Raw genomic sequence first — 25,939 nt, forward strand, 5'->3', positions numbered from 1 at the left:
TACCCCCCTCCCGCAAGCGGGAGGGGTCGGGGGTGGGCATTACCCCACAACCCCCGCCGCCGCGAGCACCGCGAGCGTCAGGATGTCGGGCGCGAGCGAGGTCATCGGCGCGATCTGGACGGGCTTTTCCATGCCGATCAGCATCGGGCCGATCACGGCGTTGCCCGCGAGTTCGCGGAGCAGCTTGGCCGAGATGTTGGCCGATTGCAGGCCGGGCATGATCAGCACGTTGGCCGGGCCCGACAGGCGGCTGAACGGATAGTTTGCCATGACCTTGGGGTTCAAGGCTGCGTCGGGCGCCATTTCGCCTTCGTATTCGAAGCCGGGATTGTCGGCATCGAGGATCGCCACAGCACCGCGGATCGATTCGAGCCAGCGACCATAGGGATTGCCGAAGGTCGAGTACGACAGGAACGCCACGCGCGGTTCGTGGCCCATGCGGCGGGCGACGGCGGCAGTCTCGCGTGCGATCTGGGCAAGGTCCTCGGCCGAGGGACGCTCGTTCACCGTCGTGTCGGCAAGGAACACGGTGTAGTTCTTGGCGACCATCAGGTGGATGCCGAAGGGCAGGTGGCCGGGCTTGGGATCAAGCACGCGGCGCACTTCCTTCATCGACTGCGCGAAAGTGCGCGTCATGCCGGTGATCAGCGCATCGCCATGGCCCAGTGCGACGAGCAGCGAGGCGAAGACGTTACGGTCCTGGTTGACCATGCGCTTGACGTCGCGCTCCATGTAGCCCCGGCGCTTGAGGCGTTCATAGAGGTAGGTCACCATCTCGGGCACCAGCGGCGAGACGGCGGAGTTGTGGATCTCGTACGATGACGGATCGCTGACGCCGAGTTCTGTCAGCAGGTCGAGCACCGGCTGGGTGCGGCCGACCAGCACCGGGGTGCCATAGCCGAAGTCCTTGAACTGGATCGCGGCGCGCAGCACCACCTCGTTCTCGGCCTCGGCGAAGACGACGCGCTTGGGGTTGTCCTTGGCCTGGGCGAAGACGTTGGTCAGCACCGAAGTCGTCGGGTTGAGACGCGCCTTGAGGCTGGTGCGGTAGGCGTCGAAATCCTCGATCGGCTTCTGGGCGACGCCCGAATCCATCGCCGCCTTGGCGACGGCAGAGGATACGACTTCCATCAGGCGCGGATCGAACGGCGCCGGGATGATGTAGTCGAGACCGAAGGTGTGGTTGATGCCGTAAGCGGCGGCCACTTCCTCGGGGACGGGTTCGCGCGCAAGCTGGGCGATGGCTTCGGCTGCGGCGATCTTCATTTCCTCGTTGATCGCCGTGGCGCGCACGTCGAGCGCGCCGCGGAAGATGAACGGGAAGCCGAGCACGTTGTTGACCTGGTTCGGATAGTCCGAACGGCCCGTGGCGACGATGCAGTCCGGGCGGATTGCCTTGGCATCGGGCGGGGTGATTTCCGGGTCCGGGTTGGCCATGGCGAAGATGATCGGCTGCGGGGCCATCTTCGCCATCCATTCAGGCTTCAAGGCGCCCTTGGCCGAAAGGCCGAGGAAGATGTCGGCACCGACCAGTGCGTCTTCGAGGCTGCGCGCAGTGGTGTCGACCGCATGCGCGCTCTTCCACTGGTCCATACCGCCTTCGCGACCGCGAAAGATCACGCCCGAACGATCGCACATGATCACGTTGTCGTGGCGCACGCCCATGGCCTTGATCAGCGCGGTACAGGCGATGGCGGCTGCGCCCGCGCCGTTGACCACGACCTTGACCTCATTGAGCTTGCGCCCGGTCAGATGGCAGGCATTGAGCAGACCCGCTGCCGAGATGATCGCGGTGCCATGCTGGTCATCGTGCATGATCGGAATCTTGAGACGCTCTTTCAGCGCCTGCTCGATGATGAAGCATTCGGGCGCCTTGATGTCCTCAAGGTTGATCCCGCCGAAGCTCGGCTCCATCAGGGCCACGGCTTCGATGAACTTGTCGGCGTCTTCGGTGTCGAGTTCGATGTCGATCGAATCGACGTCGGCGAAGCGCTTGAACAGAACGGCCTTGCCTTCCATCACCGGCTTGGACGCCAGCGCACCGAGATTGCCGAGGCCGAGGATCGCGGTGCCGTTCGAGATCACCGCAACGAGGTTGCCCTTGGCGGTGTAATCATAAGCCGTGGCGGGATCGTCGGCGATGGCGCGGACCGGAACCGCAACGCCGGGCGAATAGGCGAGGCTGAGATCGCGCTGCGTCGCCATGGGCTTGGACGCGATGATCTCGATCTTACCGGGGCGGATCGTGTTGTGGTAGAAAAGCGCCTCGCGTTCGGTGAAGCGGACGTTGCTTTCCTCGGACATGGTTCCCCCCGTATCTGGCCGGACTTGTTGTGTCGGCAGTGTCCGACCTTGGACGTTACGTCAAGGCGCGCAAACGCTGCAAATATGATGCAATACTATCGAACAAACCGAATGCGGACTACGGAAGGCGGACGATCCGAAGCAAGCTGGGGCTGCGCGTTCAGAAGTCCTTGGGCTTCCACGTCGGAATGCCGAGCGGGCGCACCTTGAACAGCAGGCTGCGGCCTTCCTGCCAGACCAGCTGCAGGCGCGGATCGGCGCGGTGCGGCAGGCCGGTATCGATCAGCCAGACATAGTCGACGCGTTCGATCGGCGCGAACTTGAGCGCGCTGTCGACCGTGCGCCGCCAGCCGCCGGCACAACGGCGCGACCAGACGAACTCGGAAGGATCGGCAGTGAAGTTGCGGCCGGGACGGAAGCGCGGGACCACCATGTGCAGGCCCGGGACCGCCCAGTTGTCGTTCACCCAGGCCTGCCGGTAAAGGCTGGCAAGGCTGGCGAGGTGATCGCGGCGGGTGTTGCGCCAGGATTCATCGAGGCAGGAATGCTCGACAAAGGCGAGCACGCGGCTGCCGGGTTCGACATGGGTCAGCGCCGAAAGCTGCTTGTTGTAGTCCTCGGCATAGCCGTTGAAGCTCCACGCCGTGACGGTAAGGCGCACCGCGAGCAGCGCCATGCCGACATAGGCGACTGCCTTGGCCCATGCGGGACGGCGCGCACCGCTCCAGTCCTGCAGGCCGAGGCCGAGCATGGCGGCAACCGGCAGGATGCGGATATCGACGAAGGAGGAGCCGTTGATGTCGCTGGGGATGGCGAGGAACAGCAGGAACACGGTGAGCGCAGGCAGGCCCTGCCCCCAGCGCCACTTCGCACCGAGCAACGGCCCTGCCAGCACCAGCAACCCGGCGATGATCGAGGTGCCGAAATCGAGCAGCTTGGACTGATCGCGCAGCGTGAGCACGAAGGACCACGCCTTCTGGTCCCAGCGCCACACGTTCATCGACTTGACCGGGGGCGAGAACGCCTTCCACAGCAGGATCGTGACGACGGTGGCGAGCAGCGGCCAGCACGCCTGCCACAGGCGCAGGCCGATGGCCTTCCAATCGAGCGTGGCGAGCCACTGGCGGTTGGTCAGGTCACGCCAGCGCCAGCCTGCGGGCAGTTCGTCCATCGCGCGACCAAGGGCGTGTGCGCCGACCAGCAGCGCGAGCAGCAGCCCGCCAATCGCGTGGCACAGCATCGCAACCGGCTGCGCCACGATCAGCATGGCGGCGCGGGCCTTGGGGTTCTTCTGTTCGAGCCACAGCGAGGCGCCGAACGCGGTCAGCGAAAGACCGGTGGCGAGGATGTAGTTCAGAAAGCCGGTGAGCAGCGGAAAGCTGAACACGAACATCAGCGACCATGCTGCCGCGTGCCCGCCCCTGGGGTTGAGCATGCGGATGGTCCACAGGCAGCCGCCCGCAAACAGGCCGGTTGCCAGCACCGTGCTCCACCACCCGGCGGCAAGGATGCCGAACTGGGCGCCGAGCACCTTCATCAGCACGCCGCCGCCGATGTTCAGCGTGAACACCCACTTCCAAGTGAAGTACTTTTCGAGCGGATTGCCGGGGCCTGCCGCCTCGATCGCGGCGGCGCCCATGTGGCCCGGCACGTCGATCAGCGGCGGCACTTCGACAAGCGCGAAGGGCAGGCAGACCAGCAGCACGGCGATGAGGATGCCGGGGCCCGAGAGCCACGGCAGCGCTCCGGCGCGGGCCCACACGGTCTTGAGACCATTGAGCCAGGCGGGCAGCCCATCCTTGTCGCGGACTTGCGTCAAACCTTAAATACCCCCCACAAGACCGGAACCGTCTCGCTGCTAGCCTGCCCTTGGGCAAGATGACGCAGGAGTTGCGGATATCCGATGTCGATGGTTTGAGAAACACGTCGCGCTCGTCTAGCCACGTGCGCGTGACCCCTAATGCCCCAACTCCGATGATGGCGCAATATCTTGCGCTTAAACAGCAGGCTGGCGATTGCCTGCTGTTCTATCGCATGGGCGACTTCTTCGAGCTGTTCTTCGACGACGCCAAGATCGCCGCGCAAGTGCTCGACATCGCGCTGACCAGCCGGGGCGAGCATGGTGGCGCGCCGATCCCGATGTGCGGGGTGCCGGTCCATTCGGCGGAAGGCTACCTTGCCCGCCTGATCAAGGCCGGATGCCGCGTGGCCATCGCCGAACAGGTCGAAACGCCCGAGGAAGCGAAGAAGCGCGGGGGTTCCAAGGCACTGGTGGCGCGCGACATCGTGCGCTTCGTGACGGCGGGGACGCTGACCGAAGAGGCCCTGCTCGAACCGCGCCGGGCCAATGTGCTGGCGGCGGTATGCGAAGTGCGTGGGGTGGTGGGCATTGCGGCCTGCGACATTTCGACCGGGCGGATGGAGCTGGAAGAGTGCACGCCCGAGTACATGGGCGCGGCGCTGGCGCGGCTTGGCGCAAGCGAAGTGGTTGCGCCCGAATCGTGGGAGGAAGCGCCGGTCGATTGCGTGCCGCGCCCGAATCGCTCGTTCGGCAGCGATGAGGGCGAAGTGCGGCTCAAGGCCGTGCATGGCGTTTCCACGCTCGACGGCTTCGGCCAGTTCACCCGCGCCATGCTGGCCGCGGCGGGCGGCCTGCTCTCATATCTCGACCATGTCGGGCGAGGAAGCCTGCCGCTGCTCCTCCCGCCTGTCGCGCGCGAGGCAGGCACGCACATGGCGATGGACGAGGCGACTCGCAGCAGCCTTGAAATCCTCGTCAGTTCGGGCGGTACGAGGCGCGGCTCACTGGTGGAGGCGATCGACCGTTGCGTGACCGGCGCGGGCGCACGCCTGCTGGCCGACGACCTATCCGCCCCGCTGACCGATGCCCGCGCGATCAACCGGCGGCTGGAACTGGTCAGCTGGCTGCACGACGACCCGCTGCTGCGCGGCGATATTCGCGACGTGTTGCGCGCCCTGCCCGATGTCGGTCGTGCGCTCGGGCGCGTGGTGGCCGGACGCGGAAGTCCGCGCGATCTCGGCCAGTTGCGCGACGGGCTTTCCGAAGCACGCCGCCTGCATGACATGCTGCGCACCCGCAGCGACCTGCCCGGCCCGATGGTCGATCTCCTGCCCTCGCTCTCGGGCCACGGCGCGCTGTGCGATCTCTATGCCCGCGCGCTGGTGCCCGCCCCGCCTACCGAGCGTTCGCAGGGCGGCTACATCGCCGAAGGCTATGACGCCGCGCTCGACGAGTTGCGCCGCGTATCGGGCAATGCCCGCCGCGCGATTGCCGCGCTTGAGGCCAAGTACCGCGACGATACCGGCATTTCGGCGCTGAAGATCCGGCACAACGGCGTGCTGGGCTACTTCATCGAGGTACCCGCCAAGCACGCCGACCGGCTGATGGCCCCCGAAACCGGCTTCACCCATCGCCAGACCATGGCGGGCGCGGTGCGCTTCAATGCACTTGCCTTGCACGAGGAAGCCAGCCGCATTGCCGAGAGCGGCGGCCATGCGCTGGCGGCGGAAGAAGCGCATCTCGAGGAACTGGTCGCCCATGCCGTGCGCGCCAAGGAGGCGATTGCCGCCACCGCCGCCGCGCTCGCCCGCATCGACGTTGCGGCAGGACAGGCCGAACGCGCGGCGGAAGGCGGCTGGGCCCTGCCGCGCGTGGTGGACGAGCCTTGCCTCGAGATCACCGGCGGGCGGCATCCTGTCGTGGAAGCGGCGCTCGCAGCGCGGGGCGAGCGCTTTGTTGCCAACGATTGCGCCTTGGGTGCGCAGGATCGTCTGTGGCTTGTCGGCGGTCCGAACATGGGCGGTAAATCGACGTTCCTGCGCCAGAATGCGCTGATCGTGCTGCTGGCGCAGGCAGGCGGCTTCGTGCCCGCGCAGGCCGCAAAGATCGGTCTGGTCGACCGCCTGTTCAGCCGCGTCGGTGCGTCGGACAATCTGGCACGGGGCCGGTCAACCTTCATGGTCGAGATGGTCGAGACGGCGGCGATCCTGTCTCAGGCGACCGAGCGCAGCTTCGTGATCCTCGACGAGGTGGGGCGCGGCACGTCGACTTATGACGGGCTGTCGCTGGCATGGGCGGTGGCCGAGGCGATCCATTCGATCAACCAGTGCCGCTGCCTCTTCGCCACGCACTATCACGAACTCGCCCGGCTGGCCGAGACCTGCGAGGCGCTCTCGCTCCACCATGTCCGTGCGCGCGAATGGAAGGGCGATCTGGTGCTGCTGCACGAACTGGCGGAAGGCCCGGCGGACAAGTCCTATGGCCTTGCCGTGGCGCGGCTGGCAGGCGTTCCGGCCCCGGTGATCAAGCGCGCCAAGTCCGTGCTCGAAAAGCTGGAAAAAGGCCGCGCCGCAACCGGAGGCCTTGCCGCAGGGCTTGACGACCTGCCCCTCTTCGCCGCCGCCATCGAAGCCGCCGAGGAAAAGGTCGATGCCCTGCGCGAGCGGCTGAACGGCCTCGACATCGACGCGCTTTCCCCGCGCGAGGCGCTGGACCTGCTCTATCAGCTGAAGGCGCAGGCCAATGGTTGATGACCAACTTCGTCTTTCCCGCTCCCCACTTCGTCATTCCCGCCCCCTATTTCGTCATTCCCGCGCAGGCGGGAATCCAGTGCGCAACTGTCGGAACTGGATTCCCGCCTGCGCGGGAATGACGACGGTTTTATCGGGAATTGGGAGGTTTTGATTTTATGGAGCTGACCCAACTCGGCACCAAGCGCGCGCTTTTCGTCATGGCGGCAGAGCCGGAGTACGGCCCCAACTTGCGCGCCCGCATCGCGCCGCTGATCACCGGCATTGGCCCTGTCGAAGCTGCCTTGCACGTTGGCATCGCACTGGCGCGGCTGGAGGCAGCAGGCACCCTGCCCGATCTGATCGTCTGCCTCGGCTCGGCCGGGTCGAGGCGTTGTGCTCTGGGATCGATCCACCAGATCGGCAGCGTATCGTGGCGCGACATGGACGCCTCGCCGCTGGGCATCGAACCGGGCGTCGTGCCCTATCTCGAGGAGCCGAAAGACCTGCCGCTGGAAACCCCGCTGGACCTGCCCGTGGCCACGCTATCGAGCGGCGGTGACGTGGTGAGCGGTTCAGGCTGGGACCGCATCAGCGCCGACATGGTCGACATGGAAACTTACGCCGTCGCCCGCGCCGCGCGGACGTTTGGCATACCGCTCATCGGCCTGCGCGGCGTGTCGGATGGCCCCGGCGAACTTGCGGGTGCGCACGATTGGCACAAGCTGCTGGGCTATCTCGACGGCGAGCTGGCCAAGGTGGTGGATATGCTGGCGGCGCATTTCGGGTGACTTCACTCCATCGTCGCCCCGGACTTGATCCGGGGTTGGGCTTTTCTGGCACGCGGTGAAGAACAAGCCTTGGCCCGGATCAAGTCCGGGCCGACGATGTTTTGGGTGGTGTCAAAATCAAAGGCTGAGGAACAACCCCGCCAGCGCAGCGCTCATCAGGTTGCTCAGGGCCCCTGCCACCAGCGCACGCAGGCCGAGCTTGGCGATGACCGGGCGCTGGTTGGGGGCGAGGCCGCCGGTGACCGCCATCTGGATCGCGATCGAGCTGAAGTTGGCAAAGCCGCAGAGCGCGAAGGTGACGATGGCGACGGTGTGGGCCGATAGCGCGGTGTCCTTGCCCAGTTCGATGAAGGCGACGAATTCGTTGAGCACGATCTTCGAGCCGAACAGCCCGCCCGCCTGCATCGCCTCGGCCCAGCCATCGGCGCCCAGAAGGAAGAATACCGGCGCAAAGACATAACCCAGCACCATCTGGAACGAGAGTTCGGGCGAGCCGAACCAGCCGCCGATCCAGCCGAGGATGCCGTTGGCGAGCGCAACCAGCGCCACGAAGGCCAGCACCATCGCGCCAACCGCGACGGCGAGCTTCACGCCGGTCTGCGCACCCTGGCTCGCGGCCATGATGATGTTGGCGGGACGCTCTTCCTCGTCCGAGGCGAGGCTGGGTTTCACGTGCGGGTTGGGCAGCGCTTCGTCGGCCATTTCGGCGGGGACCGGCGGCTCGTCGGGCATGATAAGCTTGGCCATCAGGATGCCGCCCGGTGCCGACATGAAGGCTGCGGCGACGAGATAATCAATGCGGATGCCCATGCTGGCGTAGGCGGCAAGGATCGTGCCCGCCACGCCCGCCATGCCCACGGTCATCACGGTGAACAGCTGGCTGGGATTGAGCGCGGCAAGGTAGGGCCGGATCACCAGCGGCGATTCGCTTTGCCCCACAAAGATGTTGCTCGCCGCGCACAGCGATTCGACCTTGCTGATGCCGGTCACTTTCTCGAGCGCGCCGCCGATCCAGCGGATCACCAGCTGCATCACGCCGAGGTAATAGAGGATCGAGATCAGCGCGGCGAAGAACACGATCACCGGCAGTGCCGAGATGGCAAAGCTGGTGCCGCCGATGGCAGGATCAGCCAGCGGGCCAAACAGGAAAGCCACGCCCGCGCGGGCGAAGCCGAGCAGGCTTTCGACGCCGCCTGCTGCGCCCTGCAGCATCCGGTTGCCGAGCGGCACGTAGAGCACCAGCGCGGCAAAGCCTGCCTGAAGCGCAAAGGCGGCGGCCACGACGCGCAGGCGGATCGCACGGCGGTTGGACGAGAGCAGGAAAGCGAGGGCAAGGATGAGCACCATCCCGAGAAGACTTGAAGCGACACGCATCGGGAAGGGCTTGCTCCGCAATTCTGGTTTCAGCCGAACCTAATAGCGAATTGGCGCAAGCTGAAAAGCGCGCTATCGGCCTTGGATGCACGATAACGCCGCTTCCGCACCCGCTATCCCCCGTTCGCTGTTCGCCGTCTCGCTGCTCTATGGCGGGATGTGCGTGCTGGCAGGCGTGCTGGGAGTGAAGCTGGCGTCACTGGGGCACTGGCCGGTGCTGGGCGATCTGGCGGTGGAATCCGGGATCTTCGCGTTCCTGCTGCTGGTGGTGATGGCAAGCGCGGTGGCCGAACTGTTCGGACAGGACACCGCCAACCGCCTTGTCCGCTTTGGCTTCGTGCCGCTGATCGTCTCGATGATCCTGCTGACGACGGTGATCGACGTGGTGCCGCCCGCGCCGTTCTGGGGTGACCAGGACGCCTTTGCCCGCCTGCTCGGCCAGGGCGCGCGGATGCAGTTTGCGGGGCTGATTTCCTATGGCACCTCGCAGACGCTCAACGTCTTCCTGTTCTCGCGCATCGCGGGCGGACGGGGACGCCTGCTGATGCTGCGCGCGTGGCTCGCCTCGATGCTCAGCCAGGTGGTCGACACGATCCTGTTCATCACGATCTCTTTCTACGGGCAGGACCTGCCGCTGCTTTCGATCATGGAAGGGCAGATCATTTCCAAGCTGGTGCTGTCCACGATCATGGTCCCGCCGCTGATCTGGGTCTTCGTGCAGCTCGGCAGGTGGCTGGACCGGCCATCCTGATTGGACGGCATAAGCTGCCGCAGCTCAAGCAACGCCAATATTGGATTCCGCAAGCTTTGCGCGTAAGGGCCCGCGCATGAGCCAGAACCACGACCCCGCGATGCTTGCCAAGGCACAGACCCTGACCGAGGCGCTGCCCTATCTCCAGCGCTATGCCGGCAAGACCTTCGTGGTGAAGTACGGCGGCCACGCCATGGGCGATCCCGAACTCGCGCAGGACTTTGCCGAAGACATCGTGCTGCTCAAGGCCGTGGGCATCAACCCGGTGGTCGTGCACGGCGGCGGCCCGCAGATCGGGCGGATGTTGAAGGCTCTGGGCATCGAATCGCAGTTCGTCGACGGCTTGCGCGTGACCGACAAGCAGACCGCAGACGTTGCCGAAATGGTGCTGGCGGGCGCGATCAACAAGGAACTGGTCAGCTGGATCGCCCGCGCAGGCGGCAAGGCCATCGGCATCTCCGGCAAGGACGGCGGCATGGTCCTTGCCCGCAAGGTCCAGTCCAAGAAGTCGCCCAAGGCGATCGAGGGCGAGGATGGCGATCCGATCGTGGTCGACCTCGGCTTCGTGGGTGAGCCGGACCGGATCGACACCACCGTGATCGACACCATCGTCAACGCCGGCATGATCCCGGTGATCGCGCCGATCGGCGTGGGCCCCGATGGCGAGACCTACAACATCAATGCCGACACCATGGCTGGCGCCATCGCCGCAGCGCTTGGTGCCTCGCGCCTGTTCCTGCTGACCGACGTTCCGGGCGTGCTCGACAAGGACAAGAACCTGCTGACCGACCTGCGCCCCGCCGACATCGCGCGGCTGGCCGAGGATGGCACGATCAGCGGCGGCATGATCCCCAAGCTCGAAACCTGCGTCCACGCGGTGGAAGCGGGCTGCGAGGCGACGGTCGTGCTCGACGGCCGCGTGCCCCATGCGATGCTGCTGGAAATCTTCACCGCGCGCGGGGCGGGCACGCTGATCCGCGCCTGACCGGCTGCCTGAAGTTCCGATTAACACCGGAACCCTGCGCGCTGCGAAGCGTCAGGGCAGGATGACCCGTACCGCTCTTGCTTTCGCAGCCGCCTCGGCGCTCGTCTTTCATCTTGGCGGGTGCCAGAGAGGCCCGGCAACGCCTGCGCCCTCCGGCAGCGAGCCTGAGGCTTCTTCCGCTCCGGCCAGTCAGCCGCCGCTCGCGGACAAGACACCCCAGCCATCACTTTCCCGGCGGCCCGAAGAAGTGCTCGACGCCTTTGCTGCCGCCATCGAGGCGCGCGACTGGCGGGCCTTGCGCGCGTTCTGGGGCGAGCACGGTTCGCGCAGCGGCATGGACGAGGCGGCCTTTTCCGCGAACTGGAGCAAGCTGAAAGCGCCCACCGTCACGGTCGGGCAGGGACAGCAGGAAGGCGCGGCAGGGTCGATCTACTACACCGCCCCGATGGTCGTTACCGATGGCGACCGGACCATCGCGGGCGAAGTCGTGCTGCGGCGGGTGAACGACGTTTCCGGCGCCACTTCCGAGCAGTTGCGCTGGCACGTGGAAAGCACCACGCTGGAGCCGTGATCGGGCGGCTGTCCGTCCCCTCACCTGCTTGCCAAATTGGTAAGTGCTGCATACAGACTGCCGCACTCCGGCGCATTGCGCTGGTGAACGGGCACTTGTCGCTCGGGGAGAGGGTCGGCTAGGAGCGTGAAGGTGCCGCAAGGCAGCCTTCATCCGTGCCGACAAGGGAAATGCGCCAATGCTGCTGTACACGTTGATCGAGATGATCGGATACCTTGTCTTCATCATCACGAGAGTGGTTATTGTCCAATTCGTCCTGAGCCTGCTTATCTCATTCAACGTTGTGAACTTGCACAACAATTTTGTGTCGGCTGTCTGGAAGGCTCTGAATGTCATCCTTGAGCCGATGCTGCGCCCGATCCGTAGAATTTTACCGGATACAGGCGCAATCGACTTCTCACCAATGGTGCTGATTATCGCCCTCAATCTGTTGAGCATGGCCCTCGAAGGCATTCAGCGATCAGCGGCATCGATGTAAAACTGATCCTAGGAACTCTGCGATGACTGCTGCCGTAATCGACGGAAAGGCCTTTGCCGCCACCCTGCGCGCCCGCGTGGGCGAGCTTGCCACCGCGTTCGAGGCCAAGGCCGGGCGCAAGGCGGGCCTTGCCGTGGTGCTGGTGGGCGAGGACCCGGCGAGCCAGGTCTATGTCCGCTCCAAGGGCAAGAGCACGCTGGAAGCGGGCATGAACAGCTTCGAGCACAAGCTGCCTGCCGAAACATCCGAGGCCGATCTGTTGGCGATGGTCGAGCAGTTGAACGCCGATCCTGCAGTCGACGGCATCCTCGTGCAGCTGCCACTCCCGAAGCACATCGACGAGCAGAAGGTCATCGCCGCGATCAATCCCGACAAGGACGTCGACGGCTTCCACGTGACCAACGCGGGCCGCCTTGCCGTGGGCCAGCCGGGCTTCGTGCCCTGCACGCCGCTGGGCTGCCTGATGCTGCTCAAGGACAAGCTGGGCGACCTCTCGGGCCTCGATGCCGTTGTCATCGGCCGCTCCAACATCGTCGGCAAGCCCATGGCGCAGTTGCTGATCGCGGAAAGCTGCACCGTGACCGTGGCGCACAGCCGCACCAAGGACCTGCCAGCAGTGGTGCGCCGTGCCGACATCGTGGTTGCCGCCGTGGGCCGTCCCGAGATGGTCAAGGGCGACTGGATCAAGCCCGGTGCGACGGTGATCGACGTGGGCATCAACCGCGTGCCCGGAGCGGCTGAAGGCAAGACGAAGCTGGTGGGCGACGTGGACTATGCTTCCGCTGCCGCCGTCGCCTCGGCGATCACGCCGGTGCCCGGTGGTGTCGGCCCGATGACGATTGCGGTGCTGCTGCGCAATGCGCTGGTTGCGGCCTATCGCAATGAAGGGCTGGAGCTGGCGGCGGACGCGGTCTGACGCGTCAGTTCTGGGACCGTCCCACCCCCGACCCCTCCCGCTTGCGGGAGGGGAGTGATAGCGCAGCGCCAAAACTCCGCCCTCCCGCAAGCGGGAGGGCCGCGAGACTTGGAGAGCGAAGCGAACCTAGTCGCAGCGGGGTGGGCATGCTCCGTCGCTTCGGCTAGGCTGATTCAATGAAGCGCCTGATCCCCCTCGCATTCCTTGCTCTGGCCTCCACCGCCCTCGCCCAATCCGCGCCCGAGCCGCAGACCGCAGGCCGTCCGCAGCGGGCTTATGCCAACCCTTCCGCGCTGATTGCCGCAGACCTCGCCTTCTCTCGCCTCGCCCGCGAGAAGGGCCAGTGGACCGCGTTCCGCGAGACGGCGGATGAAACGGCGGAAATGTTCGAGGGCGGACGCAAGCTTGCCAAAACTCTGCTCAAGGACCGCAAGGACCCGCCCGCGCCGGTCAGCTGGGCACCGCAATCTGCATGGATCAGCTGCGACGGCACTGCCGGACTGACTTATGGCGGCTGGCACGGACCATCTGGCGGAGACGGCGAATACGTCACCGTCTGGCAGCGCCAGTTCAAGGGCAAGGTCGACTGGAAGTGGGTGCTCGACGACGGGCAGGACCTCGCCACCCCCTTGCGCGAGGTTGACTGGGCGCAGGGCACCGTAGCCGATTGCCCCGCACGCCGTCGCTCCGAAGGCGCCCCTCCCCCGCCGCCTGCTGGCAGCAAGCGCGAGCGCAGGGAAGACAGCAAGCTGCCGCCGCTGCGCCCGCTGGCAGGGGCCATTCCCGCCTCCGAAGGGGGTGATAGCAAGGACGGCCAGTCGCGCGATGGCAGCTTCGCCTGGCGATCGACGGTGATGCCCGATGGCAGCCGCCGCTTCACCGCGTGGGTGTGGAAGGACGGGCGGATGCTCGAAGTCATGGCCCGCACCTTCAAAGCCAATGGAGCCTGACGCGATGTGGCAGCTGTTCCTCTCCGCCTTCGTCACGCTGTTCGTGGTGATCGACCCGCCCGGCTGCGCGCCGATCTATGCAGGGCTGACCGCCAATGCGACGGCGAAGCAGGCGTTCAGCATGGCCCTGCGCGCCTGCCTGATCGCCACCGGCATCCTGCTGGTGTTCGCGCTGTTCGGCGAGGACCTGCTGGGCGCACTGCACATCGAGCTCGACAGCTTCCGCATCGCAGGCGGCATCATGCTGTTCCTGATCGCGCTCGACATGGTGTTCGAAAAGCGCACCGAACGGCGCGAGGAGCGCGCCGAGAAGGTCCGTACCGCGCAACCGCAGGTCGAGGACGTCTCGGTCTTCCCGATGGCCATGCCGATGCTCGCAGGCCCTGGCTCGATCGCGTCTGTCATGCTACTGACGGCGCGGGCGAACGGCACGCAGGAAACGCTGGTCATTCTCGCCGCGCTCACGGTGGTCATGGTGCTGAGCTTCATCGCGCTGGTCGGCGCACGCCCAATCATCCGCGCGCTGGGCTCACAAGTCGAGGCAGTGATCACCCGCCTTCTCGGCGTGCTGCTGGCAGCGCTTGCGGCGCAATTCGTGATCGACGGGATTCAGGCGCAGTTTTGAGAAGATCCTCCCTGTCTTTGCGAAGCACAGACGGGGAGGGGGACCGCCAGCGAAGCTGGGGGTGGAGAGGTTTGGATGTTTTTTCCCCTCCGTCATCGCTGCGCGCTGCCACCTCCCCATTTGCACTTCGTGAAAACGGGGAGGATCAGTTTCACTGGAGGGTCACCCTGCCGCCATCGTCATTGTCGCGCTTGCCGAAGAACTGCATCAGCTGGACCAGCAATTCGCACCGTGCCGCAAGCGAATCCGCTTCGAGCAAGGCCTGCTTGGCCGCCGCATCGAACGGGGCGATCTGGGAGACGCCGTTGATCAGCGACATGTCGTCCAGGCGGCCGACCGAATCCCAGTCCACCGCGTAGCCCTGCGCCTCGGCAAAGCGGCGCGATTCCTGTTCGAATGAGGCGCGCTCGACCGCGCTCAGCGCTTCGGTCATGTCGTCGGCAATCAGTTCGGCCTCGACCTGGCGGAAGGGCGTGGTGACTTCGAGTTCGCGAATCACGCGGAAGCGCGAGATGCCTTCGAGGATCAGGTTGAACCGCCCGTCCTCCAGCGCCTCGACATCGGCGATCTTGCCGACGCAGCCGATGCGGAACAACGGCGCGCCGTTCTCGGGCGATTGCGGCTGGATCATCGCGATGCGCCGGTCACGCGCCAGCGAATCGCTGACCATGGCGCGGTAGCGCGGCTCGAATATGTGCAGCGGCAGTTGCAGGCCGGGATAGAGGACAGCGCCTGCCAGCGGGAAGATCGACAGGCGCGTCGTGTTTGCGCTCGCGCCCATGCCGATCAACCGAACAGCACGGTGGAGAGCTTGCGGCGCGTGGCCGAAACCCACGGGTCCTCGAGCCCGATGGCTTCGAAGATCTGCAGCAGGCGGGCCTTGGCCGCGCCCTCATTCCATTCGCGGTCGGCAGCGATCATGGCGAGCAGCTTGGCCGCAGCCTCATCCCGCGCGCCGCTGGCATAGAGCGCGTTGGCGAAGGCGAGCTGCGCGTCCATGTCTGCCGGACGTTCTGCTGCGGCCGCGCGCAAGGCGGCCAGTTCGCCTTCCTCGGGGGCGTCCTCGGCCAAAGCAAGCGCCGAGCGGGCCTGCGCGAAGACGGCATCGCCCGCAATCTCGGGCGGGAGCGAATCAAGGACGGCCTGAGCCTCGTCCTTCTGGCCCGCAGCAATCAGCGCGCGGACAAGGCCGGCGTGGGCCTGCGCGTTGTCTGGCGCGATCTCGACGATCTGGGCGAAGATGCTGGCGGCACGCTCACCATCGCCTTCGCCAAGCACTTCCTCGGCCATGGCAAGGAGCGGGGTCACGTCCTGCTTGGGCTCCCCTGCCTGCACCGGCAGCTTGGCGAGAAGCTGGTCGAGGTACTGCTTCAGTTGCGATTCGGTGCGTGCTGGCGTGAGGTCAGCCACGGGCTGTCCCTGAAACATCGCATAGACTGTCGGGATCGAGCGCACCTGGAACTGCGCGGCGATGAACTGTTCCTCGTCGACGTTGATCTTGGCGAGGACCACGCCCTTGTCGGCGTATTCGGCAGCGACCTTTTCGAGCACCGGGGTCAACGCCTTGCACGGACCGCACCATTCCGCCCAGAAATCGAGGATGACCAGCTTGGTCATCGAGGGTTCGACCACGTCCTTGCGGAAGCGGTCCACCGCCTTCTGTTCGTCGAGATTGAGCCCCATGCTGGCCAAGATGCGTCTCCGGTCGAATGTCTTTCACGTGTGCCGCACCATGTGGGAATGCTTGTCCATTCGGCAAGGGGAAAGGGGCGGGAAACGGGGTTTTGCGCGAAGACTTTGCCCGAGATGCATTTTTGGTGTTGCGCTCATCCCGAGTCACCGTTAGAGGCCCCCACACCCCAGCCGGACGGGGCATTTCCCACCGGCCAGAAACGCACGAGCGGGCGTAGCTCAGGGGTAGAGCACAACCTTGCCAAGGTTGGGGTCGAGGGTTCGAATCCCTTCGCCCGCTCCAGTTTTTCAGCAGAAATCAAATATTTATGACGACCTTCGGGTCGCCATTTTTGCTGGCGCTGGGTCAGTATCCCACCGGTATACCACCGAACGACAGCCAATATTTTTTGGGGAAAGTTTTCCCCTGAGACCGAGTTGCTGCGCATCTCGGCCTACCCCTTCGAGCGGGGGCACCCCGCAACGCCCCGAGATTCGGAGCGGGGCTGGTGACGCGCTCTGTCCCGCAGGCCCTGCGGCCCTGCTCCTGAGGGCGCGGCGTTTCACGAAAATGGCCCCGCACGCACTCTGATCCGGCGGACATGGCTTCACGCGCAGGCATAGAAATCCGACAGGCCCCGGCTTTCCGCCTGCGCGGGCAAGTGTGCAATTGCCGCCTCCTTTCAGGGTGCGGTTTCCCGTTGGAGCAACCTCGCTGGCCGCTCGCGCAACAATGGCGAGGAACAGACGAAGCTGAGAGTTAGAGCGTGGCGGGCTTTGCCGTGACGGGATGAGGGTCGAGAGAGAGGCTCCCGACCGCCCGTCATGGAGATTTTCCCATGAACATGCAGGTTCTCGAAGCGCGGCGCGATGTCAGCGGCGGGTATAAGGTCGATGTCTCGCGCGGCTCCCGGGTTGGTCGGGTGTCGTCGGAATGGTTCTCGCGTCCCGATGATGAGCGGTTCCTCTCCTTAAACGAGCTGGCCAGCTCGGTGCGCGGGCGTTCCGAGCGCAGCCGGACCCGGGTGGTAGAAGCCGCGCTCATCCACGTCGAGGCGAACCGCAACGATCCGGAGCGCCTGGCGCTGCTGCTGCCCGGCGCTGATGCACCGCTCGCGCCCACCCATTGGAGCTTCGGCCAACTCGCGAGTCAGGTCGGCGCACCTGCCGCCTACTTGCGCCAGCTTCCCGCGCCGCTTGCCGCGATCAATCTGCAGTATGGCCTGACCTCGAACCGGACCGAGCAGATCAAGACCCTCGAAACCGACAACGGTCGGCTCGAACTGCGCGCGGTTACCGGCCCCGATTATGGGCGCATCTACGATCACGAACTGGTCGAGGCCGTGCAGAAGATCGCCGGCAACGGCACTGGTGACACGCGTTGGAAAGTACCCGGCGTGCTCGACTGGTCGACTGGGGTCTACAACCCGTGTGTAGACATCTCGAAGGACACTACCACGCTCTATGCCTCCGATCGCGATGTATTCCTGTTCTTGGTCGATGATCTCAACCCGATCGAAGCAGGGCGTCTGCCCGACGGCTCGCCTGATCTCTACTTCCGCGGGTTCTACTGCTGGAACTCCGAGGTCGGCGCGAAGACGCTCGGCATGGCAAGCTTCTACCTGCGCGCGGTCTGTCAGAACCGGAACCTGTGGGGCGTCGAGGATTTCGAGGAAATCTCGATCCGGCACAGCAAATATGCGGCCAACCGCTTCGCCCACGAGGCGGCGCCGGCCTTGTTGAACTTCGCCAACTCCTCCCCGCAGCCCTTCATCAACGGCATCAAGACGGCGCGCGAGCGGATCGTTGCCCGCACCGACGAGGAACGCGGCGACTTCCTGCGCCATCGCGGTTTCTCGAAAGCCGAGACCGGTAAGATCATCGAATCGGTGCTGGCCGAGGAAGGCCGACCGCCCGAATCGATCTTCGATTTCGTGCAAGGGATCACTGCGCTCGCCCGCGGCAAAGCGCATCAGGATGCCCGGCTCGACATGGAGGGCAAAGCGAAGAAGCTGCTCGACCGGGTTCATTGAGTCCGAACAGTCCGGTGTGTTTTCCTCGCGTAGCGCTGCCTTCTCAAGAGTGAGAGGGCGGCGCTTCGCTTCGTGACGGGTCAGGGCCTGAGAGAGAGTCTTTCAGGCGGCCCGTCATGGAGAACCACCATGACCAAGCAATTGCCCAAGCTCGTGCTCAGTTCCTCGCGCGACATCCCTTTTAGCCAGCTGGTGTTGAGCCAGAAGAACGTCCGGCGTCTGAAGGCGGGCCTATCGATCGAAGACCTCGCCGACGACATCTACCACCGCACCCTCCTTCAGAGCCTGAATGTCCGGCCGGTGGTCGGTGAGGATGGCCAGGAAACTGGCATGTTCGAAGTCCCCGCCGGCGGCCGCCGCTTCCGCGCACTCGAACTGCTGGTGAAGTCGAAGAGGATGGCCAAGGATCAGCCGGTGCCTTGCGTGGTGCGGGAGGCCGGCATCGCCGAGGAAGACTCGCTCGCCGAAAACGTCATGCGTGTCGGCCTGCATCCGCTCGACCAGTTCCGTGCCTTCACCGCGCTCATCGACGCGGGCCTCTCAGAAGATGATATCGCAGCGCGATTCTTCGTCTCCGTCTCGACGGTGCGCCAGCGCCTGCGGCTTGCATCGGTCGCACCCAGCCTGCTCGAAGTGTACGGCGACGATGGCATGTCGCTCGAACAGCTCATGGCCTTCACGGTCAATGAGAACCATGCGCGCCAGGAGCAGGTCTGGGAGCAACTCAGCCAGACCTACCAGCCCTCTGCCTACCAGATCCGCCGCCTGCTGACCGAGGATGCCATCCCGGCCAGCGATCGCCGGGTCCAGTTCATCGGCCTCGACACCTATGTCGAAGCGGGCGGTTACGTCATGCGCGACCTGTTCTCGTCTGACCAAGATGGCTGGCTGCAAGATCCGGCTCTCGTCGAACAGCTCGTCAACGCGAAGCTGACGACCATTGCCGAGGAGATCGGCGCCGAAGGCTGGAAATGGGTCGAAGCCGCAATCGACCTGCCTTACGGCTGCGAGCGCGGTAAGCGCCGGATCACTAACACCACCGTCCCGCTGACCGACGATGAGCAGTCCAAGCTCGACGCGCTGGTCGAGGAATATGACGGCCTCGGCGAGCAGTATCAGGATGGCGGAGACCTGCCCGACGAGGTCGATGCGCGCCTGACCGAGATCGACGCCGCCATCACCGCGCTCACCCAGCGTCCGGTCTCTTACGATCCCGAGGAACAGGCACGCGCAGGTGTGTTCGTGTCGCTGTCGCACGACGGCCGGCTGCGGATCGACCGAGGCTATGTGCGCCCGGAGGATGAACCGGTCGCTGAAATTATTAACGGCGACGAATGCCAGGCTGCCGGAATTACTCCCACCGGCTCAACTGTAAGCATCGGTGGCCAGGTGCAGACTGGCGAACAGGCCGACGACGAAGACGATGCCATCCGTCCGCTGCCCGACCGGCTCGTGTCCGAACTCACCGCCGAACGCACGCTGGCGCTGCGCGATGCGCTCGCCAATGCGCCCGATGCCGCCTTCCTTGCCCTGCTGCACGCGCTGTGCCTGTCGGTGTTCCTGTCGCATGTGCAGGCTGGCTGCGTGCAGATCGGCGTCACTCAGGCGTGGCTTGGCAATGCCGCCCCGAACCTGCGCGAGACGGTGTGGAGCCAGTCGATCCAGCAGCGGCACGAGCAGTGGGCCGATCGGCTCCCCAGCGAGCCCGATGAGCTTTGGTCGGCACTCGCGGCCATGGTGCACGAGGAGCAAATGTCCCTGCTGGCCCACTGCGTGTCGCTCGGCGTCAACGCGCTGTTCGAGGCGACCAAGGGCTACGATGGGCGGATCTCCGCGCACGGGGTTGCGCAGCGGATCGCCGCCGCCGATGCTCTAGCGGGAGTGGTCGGGCTCGACATGGCCGAAGCAGGCTGGGCGCCGACGGTCGACAACTACCTCGGCCGCGTCACCAAGCCCCGGATCATCGAGGCAGTGCGCGAAGCCAAGGGCGACGCCACGGCTGTGCTGATCGAGCATCTCAAGAAGGGCGACATGGCCCGCGAAGCCGAACGCCTGCTTGCAGGCACGGGCTGGCTCCCCGAACCGCTGCGACTGCCGCAAGCCAAAGCGGAGCCCGGGACCGACGAGCAAGTCGCCGATCTGCCCGACTTCCTCGCCGAGGACGGTCCGTTCGATCAGCACGAGCACGACGACGCCTACGCAGTCGCTGCCGAATGACGCGTTTGCGCGGGGCGGCACGCGCGCCGTCCCGCGCCCATTTTTCGACATCGAAGGAGCCAAATGATGGCCATACCCGACTATGCCCGCACAAACTTCGAGACGCTGGTGAAGGCCGCCCAGGCAGGCGATCTCGCATTGATGGAATGCACCGAGGTCGAGAGCGGCGAGTCCCGCTACGTCCTCTGCGCCGTCGGCCGCGATGAGGGTGATTACGTCATGACCCCATTCGGTCATCTCGCCCCCGGCAATCCCTACGACGCCTACGTCCCGCCCGCCTGAGCGGTGCCGACCCCCAAACCATTTTCAAAAGGATATCTCCAATGACCAACTCGCTTGCTGCGGGTGCTTTCGCGCGCCCGCTGTCCGCCCAGTGCCCGGAGCAAACCGCAGCTTCAATCATCCTTGCCGCCTATGATCTGCTCGGGCACTTCGCCGCCGGTCGCCGCATCGACGCGGCAGCCATCCGCACGGCCATGCAGTCTGCGTTTGGCGCGACCGATGCCGCCGGAGCCTGGGACTGGAAGACTGCCTACGAGGCGGTTGAGGTCGCGCAGATGCTGTTCCTGCGGCGCTATGGCCCGGCCATCTACGCCAACGCTTCCGATCCGTTCGAACGGCTCAAACTTGTCGAGCGGATCGCCCGGCTTGCCCCGACGCAGACCCGGCGCAGCGAGGAGATGCAGGCCTACCAGCAATTTTCGACGCCCTTGGGTCTGGCTTGGGTCGCGGGCTTTGCGGCGAGCTTCGTGCCCGGCGAACAGATGCTCGAGCCATCGGCGGGCACGGGCTTGCTCGCCATTCAGGCCGAGCTTGGCGCGAGCAGGTTGGCATTGAACGAGGTGGCCGATGTGCGCGCCGCGCTGCTACGCCAGCTGTTCTACATCGCGACCGTGACAACGCACGACGCTGCGCAGATCCACGACCGGCTCGATCCCGGCATGGTGCCGAGCTGCATCGTCATGAACCCGCCGTTTTCTGCCGCCGTTAGTGTCGACACGCGCGTAGCGGATGCTGCATTCCGCCACCTGTCTTCGGCCGTGGCGAGGCTCGCTCCCGGTGGGCGTCTCGTCGCCATCACCGGCGCGAACTGCTCGCCCGAGCACAGAGCGTGGCGCGACGGGTTCGTGCGGCTGCAGGAACAAGCCCGTGTGGTGTTCACCGCGCCGATCGCCGGCTCGGTCTTCGCTCCCCACGGCACGAGCATCGAAACCCGGCTGACGGTGATCGACAAGCTGCCCGCCGCGGAGCCGACCTCCTTCCCGGCGGCGCCAGGCACCGCGCCCGACCTTGCGACCCTGCTGCGCTGGCTGAACGGTTGCCTGCCGCCCCGCGCCGCTCTCGCCGCCCAGCAACTTCCCGCCCTCCAGCCAGGCGCATCGCGCCGGGTTGCTGCACCACGGCCCAGACTTGCAGTCGCGGCACCGGCTGAACCGACCGGCGTGCTACTCGACTACGAGGTCGCCGACTGGAAAGACGAGGTATCGGCCAGACTCAGCGAAACGCTCTACGAGCCCTACACGCTGCAATCGCTCCGCATTCCGGGTGCGCAGCCGCATCCAACCAAGCTGGTGCAATCCGCCGCCATGGCCTCGGTCGCGCCGCCAAAGCCGAGCTATCGTCCACACCTGCCTGTTGGTCTGGTCGAACAAGGCCTGCTCTCGGACGCCCAGCTTGAATCGGTGATCTACGCTGGCGAGGCGCATTGCCGGCATCTGGCGGGCCGTTGGACGGTCGATGCGACTTTCGACAAGGTCGAGGCCGCGCCAGAGACCAACGATAACGCCGTCGTCTTTCGCAAAGGCTGGTTCCTTGGCGATGGCACCGGCGCGGGCAAGGGCCGCCAGGTTGCCGGGATCATCCTCGACAACTGGCTGAAGGGCCGCCGCCGCGCGGTGTGGATCTCCAAGTCCGACAAGCTGCTCGAGGACGCTCAGCGCGATTGGCGGGCATTAGGCCAGGAACCCTTGCTGGTCACCCCGCTCGCCCGCTTTCGTCAGGGCACGCCGATCCGGCTTGAGCAGGGCATCCTATTTACAACCTATGCCACGCTACGCAGCGATGCGCGCGATGGCAGGGTTTCCCGCGTCCAACAGATCGTCGATTGGCTCGGAACCGACTTCGACGGGGTCATTGTCTTCGACGAAAGCCATGCCATGCAAAATGCCGGCGGCGGCAAGAGCGAACGCGGGGATGCAGCCCCTTCGCAGCAGGGCCGTGCTGGCCTGCGCCTTCAGCATGCCCTCCCGGATGCCCGGGTGCTCTATGTTTCGGCGACGGGCGCGACCACGGTCGAAAACCTCGCCTATGCGCAGCGACTTGGCCTGTGGGGCGGTGCTGATTTCCCCTTCGACAAGCGCACCGATTTCGTCGCGGCGATCGAAGCCGGCGGGGTTGCAGCGATGGAAGTGCTGGCCCGCGACCTCAAGGCACTCGGTCTCTTTTCCGCACGGTCGCTGTCCTATGAAGGCGTCGAATATGAGTTGCTCGAACACCAGCTCACTCCGGATCAAGTTCGCATCTACGACGCCTATGCAGGTGCGTTCCAGGTCATCCACAACAACCTCGACGCCGCGCTCGAAGCCGCTGGTGTGACCAGCGCCGCAGACGGCACGTTGAACGCACAGGCCAAGTCCGCCGCGCGTTCGGCCTTCGAATCTGCCAAGCAGCGCTTCTTCAACCACCTGATCACCGCGATGAAGACCCCAACCCTGATCCGGGCCATCGAGCAGGGGCTGACCGATGGTCACGCGTCCGTGGTGCAGATCGTCTCGACCGGGGAAGCGCTGCTTTCGCGGCGTCTTGCTGACATCGATCCGGGCGAATGGAACGATGTCCAGTGCGACGTAACTCCCCGCGAATACGTGCTAGACTATTTGCTGCACAGCTTCCCGACGCAGCTCCACGAGCCGTTCACCGATGGCGATGGCAACCTTTCCTCACGGCCTGCCTATGACGCCGATGGCAATGCCATCCAGTGCCGCGATGCCCTCGAACGGCGCGATCGGCTCATCGAGCAACTGGCATCGATGGAGCCGGTCCAGGGCGCGCTCGATCAAATCGTTCAGCGGTTCGGAACCGATATAGTTGCCGAGGTCACCGGCCGCTCCCGGCGGATCGTCCGCAAGGTCGATGCAGATGGCGAGCGCTTTGTGGTCGAGAACCGGCCCGCCCATGCCAATCTTGCTGAAGCGCAGGCGTTCATGGAGGACAGGAAGCAGATCCTGATCTTCTCCGACGCCGGCGGCACCGGGCGCAGCTACCACGCTGATCTTGGCAGCCGTAACCAGCGGCTGCGGCATCATTACCTGCTCGAAGCAGGCTGGAAGGCCGACACCGCGATCCAGGGGCTCGGGCGAACCAACCGCACCAATCAGGCGCAGCCACCGCTGTTCCGACCGGTCGCCACCGACGTTCAGGCGGAAAAGCGCTTCCTCTCGACCATTGCGCGGCGGCTCGACACACTGGGTGCGATCACACGGGGGCAACGCCAGACCGGCGGACAAGGCCTGTTCAGGCCGGAGGACAATCTCGAAAGCCCTTACGCCCGCGACGCCCTGCGCCAGCTCTACATGCTGATCTATGCGGGCAAGGTGGCAGGGTGCTCGCTCGGGCGCTTCGAGAGCTTGACCGGTCTGTCCCTGACCGACGGCAGTGGTTGCCTGAAGGACGAGCTGCCGCCGATCACCACCTTCCTCAACCGGCTGCTGGCGCTGACCATCGCGATGCAGAACGTGCTGTTCACGGCGTTCGAGCAACTGCTCAGTGCCAAGGTCGAAAGCGCGATGGTGAGCGGCACCTATGACATCGGGCTGGAAACGCTTACCGCTGACAGCTTCACCATCGCGCACAGCGAGACCATTTACACCCACCCGGGAACCGCTGCAGAAACCCGCCTGCTCACCATCGCGGTGCGGGATCGCAACCAGCCGGTGGCAATCGATAAGGCACTTGAGCTCCTGCGCGAGCCCGGCGCGCGGCTGCTGGTCAATTCCCGCTCGAAGCGCGCCGCCGTGCAATTGCCCGCCCGCAGCCTCATGCTCGACGATGGCGAGATCGAACGGCGCGTTCGCCTGATCCGGCCGATGGAGAAGCTCTATCTGGCGGTCGCCCATCTCCCGGAGACCAGTTGGGAGCCTGCCGATGAGGCGGCATTCCGGGCAGCGTGGGCTGAGGAAATCGCGCAGGTGCCCGAGTTCGATACCAGCGAGCTGCATATCGTCACCGGGCTGCTGCTGCCGATCTGGAAACGGCTGCCCGAGGAATCGACGCGCGTCTATCGACTGCGCACCGACGACGGGGCCACCATCATCGGTCGCCGCGTGTCACTGGCATGGGCCGCGAATGCCGTCAGCGCCCGCACACCGCAATTGGCGCCGGCGCAAGTTCTGGCGCTGCTGCGCGAGGGCCACGCCGTGCTAAGCCTGACCGACGGCCTGCAACTGCGTCGTTCGCGCCTGATGCAGGTGAACCGGATCGAACTAATCGGCTTCGGTCCCACCGCCGTCGACCGCCTCAAGGCGATGGGGCTGTTCTCCGAAATCATCAGCTGGAAGTTGCGGTTGTTCGTGCCCGACGACACCATCCTCGGCACCGAAGTGATCGAGCGGCTGTTCGCCCGCCATCCTCTGACCCGCATCCTCGACCGGAAGGCTGCCTGAAATGAGCACGCTTTCAGCCCGGGCGGGAGAACTCTCGGAGCGGCTTGCTAGACAAGTGCAGGCCGTTTGCCGCCATTACCTGCCCGCCGGTCGCCGCGAAGGGCGGTATTGGATGGTCGGCGATGTGGCCGGTGCGCCAGGCCGCAGCCTTTATGTGCGCCTGTTCGAGACGGAACGTGGCAGGATAGGCAATTGGGTCGATGCCGCCACCGGCGAACACGGTGATCTTGTCGACCTCATTCGCTTGAACCAGCGACATGGCCGTCTCTCCGAGACTATCGACGAAGCCGAGAAATTCCTGTCCCTCCCGCCATCGGTCGAAGTCGATCCGTGCCAACTAGCAACTCAACCACCCGTGCGCGTTGGATCGCCAACCGCTGCACGACGGCTGTTCACGGCCTCAAAACCGCTCGCTGGCACCCTTGCGGCAACTTACCTTGCCGCGCGCGGCATCACCCGAATCGGTGGACTTGCCGCATTGCGCTTCCATCCCCGTTGCTATTACCGGGCAAACGAGGACGACCTTCCCGGGACGCCCGGCAGCTTTCCAGCCCTGATCGCGGCGGTGACAGACTGTGACGGCGTTCAGACCGGCACGCATCGCACTTGGCTCGACCCAAGCGGTTCGGCAAAGGCAGCCGTCGCATCACCGCGCCGCGCGATGGGCAATATCCTCGGGCATACGATCCGGTTTGGCTTGGCCGAGGACGTCATGATCGCGGGCGAAGGCATCGAGACCGTCCTGTCGCTGCGTGAGGCGGTGTCCACCCTACCGATGATCGCCGCCACCTCGTCCGCCCACCTTGCCGCCATCCAGTTCCCGCCCTCGCTGCGCCGCCTCTATGTCGCGCGCGACCGAGACAAGGCTGGTGACGGCGCGTTTGCGGTGCTCACCGCCCGGGTGCAGGCAACCGGGATCGAACTGGTTTCGCTCATGCCTGAACTGGGGGACTTCAACGACGACCTACGCCAGGACGGTGCGCCCGCATTGAGTGCACGGGTCATTGCTCAATTGCACAAGGCCGATCGCAGCAGGTTCATCGAGAGCTGAGGTTGGCCGAGACGGAGGAGTTGCGGACGCG

Annotated in this window: 19 protein-coding genes and 1 tRNA gene; 15 read left to right on the forward strand and 5 right to left on the reverse strand. The window is 65.4% G+C overall.

The annotated features are described in order from the left end of the window. Positions 1 to 39: 39 nt before the first annotated feature. Complete coding sequence (locus tag ACZ1JW_RS05020; protein WP_465124570.1) at positions 40 to 2,304, reverse strand: NADP-dependent malic enzyme; 2,265 nt, start codon at positions 2,302 to 2,304, stop codon at positions 40 to 42. Between the two features lie 160 nt (positions 2,305 to 2,464). Further along, a complete protein-coding gene (locus ACZ1JW_RS05025; RefSeq protein ID WP_465124569.1) occupies positions 2,465 to 4,123 on the reverse strand; it encodes a hypothetical protein in 1,659 nt (552 codons plus the stop codon). Between the two features lie 155 nt (positions 4,124 to 4,278). Here ACZ1JW_RS05025 and mutS point away from each other — a divergent pair, with 155 nt between their 5' ends. Further along, entirely contained in the window at positions 4,279 to 6,855 is a 2,577-nt protein-coding gene (mutS, locus tag ACZ1JW_RS05030; RefSeq protein ID WP_465142728.1) for a DNA mismatch repair protein MutS, read from the forward strand. 158 nt (positions 6,856 to 7,013) lie between these two features. Then, positions 7,014 to 7,625, forward strand: a complete 612-nt coding sequence (locus tag ACZ1JW_RS05035) for a 5'-methylthioadenosine/S-adenosylhomocysteine nucleosidase (RefSeq protein ID WP_465142181.1) — start codon at positions 7,014 to 7,016, stop codon at positions 7,623 to 7,625. Positions 7,626 to 7,742: 117 nt separating this feature from the next. Here the strand turns inward: ACZ1JW_RS05035 and ACZ1JW_RS05040 are convergent, their stop codons facing one another. Continuing rightward, positions 7,743 to 8,999 carry a NupC/NupG family nucleoside CNT transporter gene (locus ACZ1JW_RS05040; RefSeq protein WP_465142182.1) on the reverse strand — a complete coding sequence of 419 codons (1,257 nt, stop codon included), beginning with the start codon at positions 8,997 to 8,999 and terminating at the stop codon, positions 7,743 to 7,745. An 85-nt stretch (positions 9,000 to 9,084) separates the two neighbouring features. On the opposite strand from ACZ1JW_RS05040, the gene ACZ1JW_RS05045 reads away from it, so the two are divergent. The 7 genes from ACZ1JW_RS05045 to ACZ1JW_RS05075 all read left to right on the forward strand — a co-directional run bounded on the left by ACZ1JW_RS05045 (position 9,085) and on the right by ACZ1JW_RS05075 (position 14,275). Then, a complete protein-coding gene (locus tag ACZ1JW_RS05045) occupies positions 9,085 to 9,750 on the forward strand; it encodes a queuosine precursor transporter (RefSeq protein WP_465142183.1) in 666 nt (221 codons plus the stop codon). A 76-nt stretch (positions 9,751 to 9,826) separates the two neighbouring features. Next, complete coding sequence (gene argB / locus ACZ1JW_RS05050) at positions 9,827 to 10,735, forward strand: acetylglutamate kinase (RefSeq protein WP_465142184.1); 909 nt, start codon at positions 9,827 to 9,829, stop codon at positions 10,733 to 10,735. Positions 10,736 to 10,796: 61 nt separating this feature from the next. Further along, positions 10,797 to 11,306, forward strand: a complete 510-nt coding sequence (locus ACZ1JW_RS05055; protein ID WP_465142185.1) for a hypothetical protein — start codon at positions 10,797 to 10,799, stop codon at positions 11,304 to 11,306. 178 nt (positions 11,307 to 11,484) lie between these two features. Continuing rightward, positions 11,485 to 11,784: a YggT family protein gene (locus ACZ1JW_RS05060; protein WP_465142186.1), complete on the forward strand. Its 300-nt coding sequence runs from the start codon at positions 11,485 to 11,487 to the stop codon at positions 11,782 to 11,784. 22 nt (positions 11,785 to 11,806) lie between these two features. After that, positions 11,807 to 12,700: a bifunctional methylenetetrahydrofolate dehydrogenase/methenyltetrahydrofolate cyclohydrolase FolD gene (gene folD, locus ACZ1JW_RS05065; RefSeq protein ID WP_465142187.1), complete on the forward strand. Its 894-nt coding sequence runs from the start codon at positions 11,807 to 11,809 to the stop codon at positions 12,698 to 12,700. A 176-nt stretch (positions 12,701 to 12,876) separates the two neighbouring features. Beyond that, on the forward strand, positions 12,877 to 13,650 hold the full coding sequence (locus tag ACZ1JW_RS05070) for a hypothetical protein (protein WP_465142188.1): 774 nt from the start codon (positions 12,877 to 12,879) through the stop codon (positions 13,648 to 13,650). Positions 13,651 to 13,654: 4 nt separating this feature from the next. Further along, a complete protein-coding gene (locus ACZ1JW_RS05075; RefSeq protein ID WP_465142189.1) occupies positions 13,655 to 14,275 on the forward strand; it encodes a MarC family protein in 621 nt (206 codons plus the stop codon). A 151-nt stretch (positions 14,276 to 14,426) separates the two neighbouring features. On the opposite strand, the gene ACZ1JW_RS05080 is transcribed toward ACZ1JW_RS05075, so the two are convergent. After that, on the reverse strand, positions 14,427 to 15,056 hold the full coding sequence (locus tag ACZ1JW_RS05080) for an LON peptidase substrate-binding domain-containing protein (RefSeq protein WP_465124558.1): 630 nt from the start codon (positions 15,054 to 15,056) through the stop codon (positions 14,427 to 14,429). A 5-nt stretch (positions 15,057 to 15,061) separates the two neighbouring features. Next, complete coding sequence (locus tag ACZ1JW_RS05085) at positions 15,062 to 15,958, reverse strand: tetratricopeptide repeat protein (protein WP_465142729.1); 897 nt, start codon at positions 15,956 to 15,958, stop codon at positions 15,062 to 15,064. A gap of 217 nt (positions 15,959 to 16,175) precedes the next feature. On the opposite strand from ACZ1JW_RS05085, the gene ACZ1JW_RS05090 reads away from it, so the two are divergent. From ACZ1JW_RS05090 to ACZ1JW_RS05115, 6 genes are all read left to right on the forward strand, one after another. Further along, a tRNA-Gly gene (locus ACZ1JW_RS05090) sits at positions 16,176 to 16,250 on the forward strand. Between the two features lie 535 nt (positions 16,251 to 16,785). After that, positions 16,786 to 17,979: a DUF932 domain-containing protein gene (locus ACZ1JW_RS05095; protein WP_465142190.1), complete on the forward strand. Its 1,194-nt coding sequence runs from the start codon at positions 16,786 to 16,788 to the stop codon at positions 17,977 to 17,979. A gap of 129 nt (positions 17,980 to 18,108) precedes the next feature. Continuing rightward, entirely contained in the window at positions 18,109 to 20,196 is a 2,088-nt protein-coding gene (locus tag ACZ1JW_RS05100) for a ParB/RepB/Spo0J family partition protein (RefSeq protein ID WP_465142191.1), read from the forward strand. Positions 20,197 to 20,259: 63 nt separating this feature from the next. Then, entirely contained in the window at positions 20,260 to 20,478 is a 219-nt protein-coding gene (locus ACZ1JW_RS05105) for a DUF6117 family protein (protein WP_465142192.1), read from the forward strand. 41 nt (positions 20,479 to 20,519) lie between these two features. Further along, entirely contained in the window at positions 20,520 to 24,857 is a 4,338-nt protein-coding gene (locus tag ACZ1JW_RS05110; protein ID WP_465142193.1) for a strawberry notch-like NTP hydrolase domain-containing protein, read from the forward strand. 1 nt (position 24,858) lies between these two features. Then, positions 24,859 to 25,908 (forward strand): DUF7146 domain-containing protein, encoded by a 1,050-nt coding sequence (locus ACZ1JW_RS05115; RefSeq protein ID WP_465142194.1) that lies wholly within the window; start codon positions 24,859 to 24,861, stop codon positions 25,906 to 25,908. The last annotated feature ends 31 nt before the right edge of the window (positions 25,909 to 25,939 follow it).

This window comes from Novosphingobium sp. BL-A-28-Hi1-0D (assembly GCF_055521755.1).

Excerpts from the sequence above, each read along its gene's own strand:
- ACZ1JW_RS05060 (WP_465142186.1), top strand. The coding sequence starts at position 11,485 with ATGCTGCTGTACACGTTGATCGAGATGATCGGATACCTTGTCTTCATC.
- ACZ1JW_RS05110 (WP_465142193.1), top strand. The coding sequence starts at position 20,520 with ATGACCAACTCGCTTGCTGCGGGTGCTTTCGCGCGCCCGCTGTCCGCC.
- argB (WP_465142184.1), top strand. The coding sequence starts at position 9,827 with ATGAGCCAGAACCACGACCCCGCGATGCTTGCCAAGGCACAGACCCTG.
- mutS (WP_465142728.1), top strand. The coding sequence starts at position 4,279 with ATGATGGCGCAATATCTTGCGCTTAAACAGCAGGCTGGCGATTGCCTG.
- ACZ1JW_RS05020 (WP_465124570.1), bottom strand. The coding sequence starts at position 2,304 with ATGTCCGAGGAAAGCAACGTCCGCTTCACCGAACGCGAGGCGCTTTTC.
- ACZ1JW_RS05105 (WP_465142192.1), top strand. The coding sequence starts at position 20,260 with ATGATGGCCATACCCGACTATGCCCGCACAAACTTCGAGACGCTGGTG.
- ACZ1JW_RS05085 (WP_465142729.1), bottom strand. The coding sequence starts at position 15,958 with ATGGGGCTCAATCTCGACGAACAGAAGGCGGTGGACCGCTTCCGCAAG.
- ACZ1JW_RS05070 (WP_465142188.1), top strand. The coding sequence starts at position 12,877 with ATGAAGCGCCTGATCCCCCTCGCATTCCTTGCTCTGGCCTCCACCGCC.
- ACZ1JW_RS05040 (WP_465142182.1), bottom strand. The coding sequence starts at position 8,999 with ATGCGTGTCGCTTCAAGTCTTCTCGGGATGGTGCTCATCCTTGCCCTC.
- ACZ1JW_RS05115 (WP_465142194.1), top strand. The coding sequence starts at position 24,859 with ATGAGCACGCTTTCAGCCCGGGCGGGAGAACTCTCGGAGCGGCTTGCT.
- ACZ1JW_RS05045 (WP_465142183.1), top strand. The coding sequence starts at position 9,085 with ATGCACGATAACGCCGCTTCCGCACCCGCTATCCCCCGTTCGCTGTTC.
- ACZ1JW_RS05100 (WP_465142191.1), top strand. The coding sequence starts at position 18,109 with ATGACCAAGCAATTGCCCAAGCTCGTGCTCAGTTCCTCGCGCGACATC.
- ACZ1JW_RS05080 (WP_465124558.1), bottom strand. The coding sequence starts at position 15,056 with ATGGGCGCGAGCGCAAACACGACGCGCCTGTCGATCTTCCCGCTGGCA.
- ACZ1JW_RS05095 (WP_465142190.1), top strand. The coding sequence starts at position 16,786 with ATGAACATGCAGGTTCTCGAAGCGCGGCGCGATGTCAGCGGCGGGTAT.
- ACZ1JW_RS05055 (WP_465142185.1), top strand. The coding sequence starts at position 10,797 with ATGACCCGTACCGCTCTTGCTTTCGCAGCCGCCTCGGCGCTCGTCTTT.
- ACZ1JW_RS05075 (WP_465142189.1), top strand. The coding sequence starts at position 13,655 with ATGTGGCAGCTGTTCCTCTCCGCCTTCGTCACGCTGTTCGTGGTGATC.
- folD (WP_465142187.1), top strand. The coding sequence starts at position 11,807 with ATGACTGCTGCCGTAATCGACGGAAAGGCCTTTGCCGCCACCCTGCGC.
- ACZ1JW_RS05035 (WP_465142181.1), top strand. The coding sequence starts at position 7,014 with ATGGAGCTGACCCAACTCGGCACCAAGCGCGCGCTTTTCGTCATGGCG.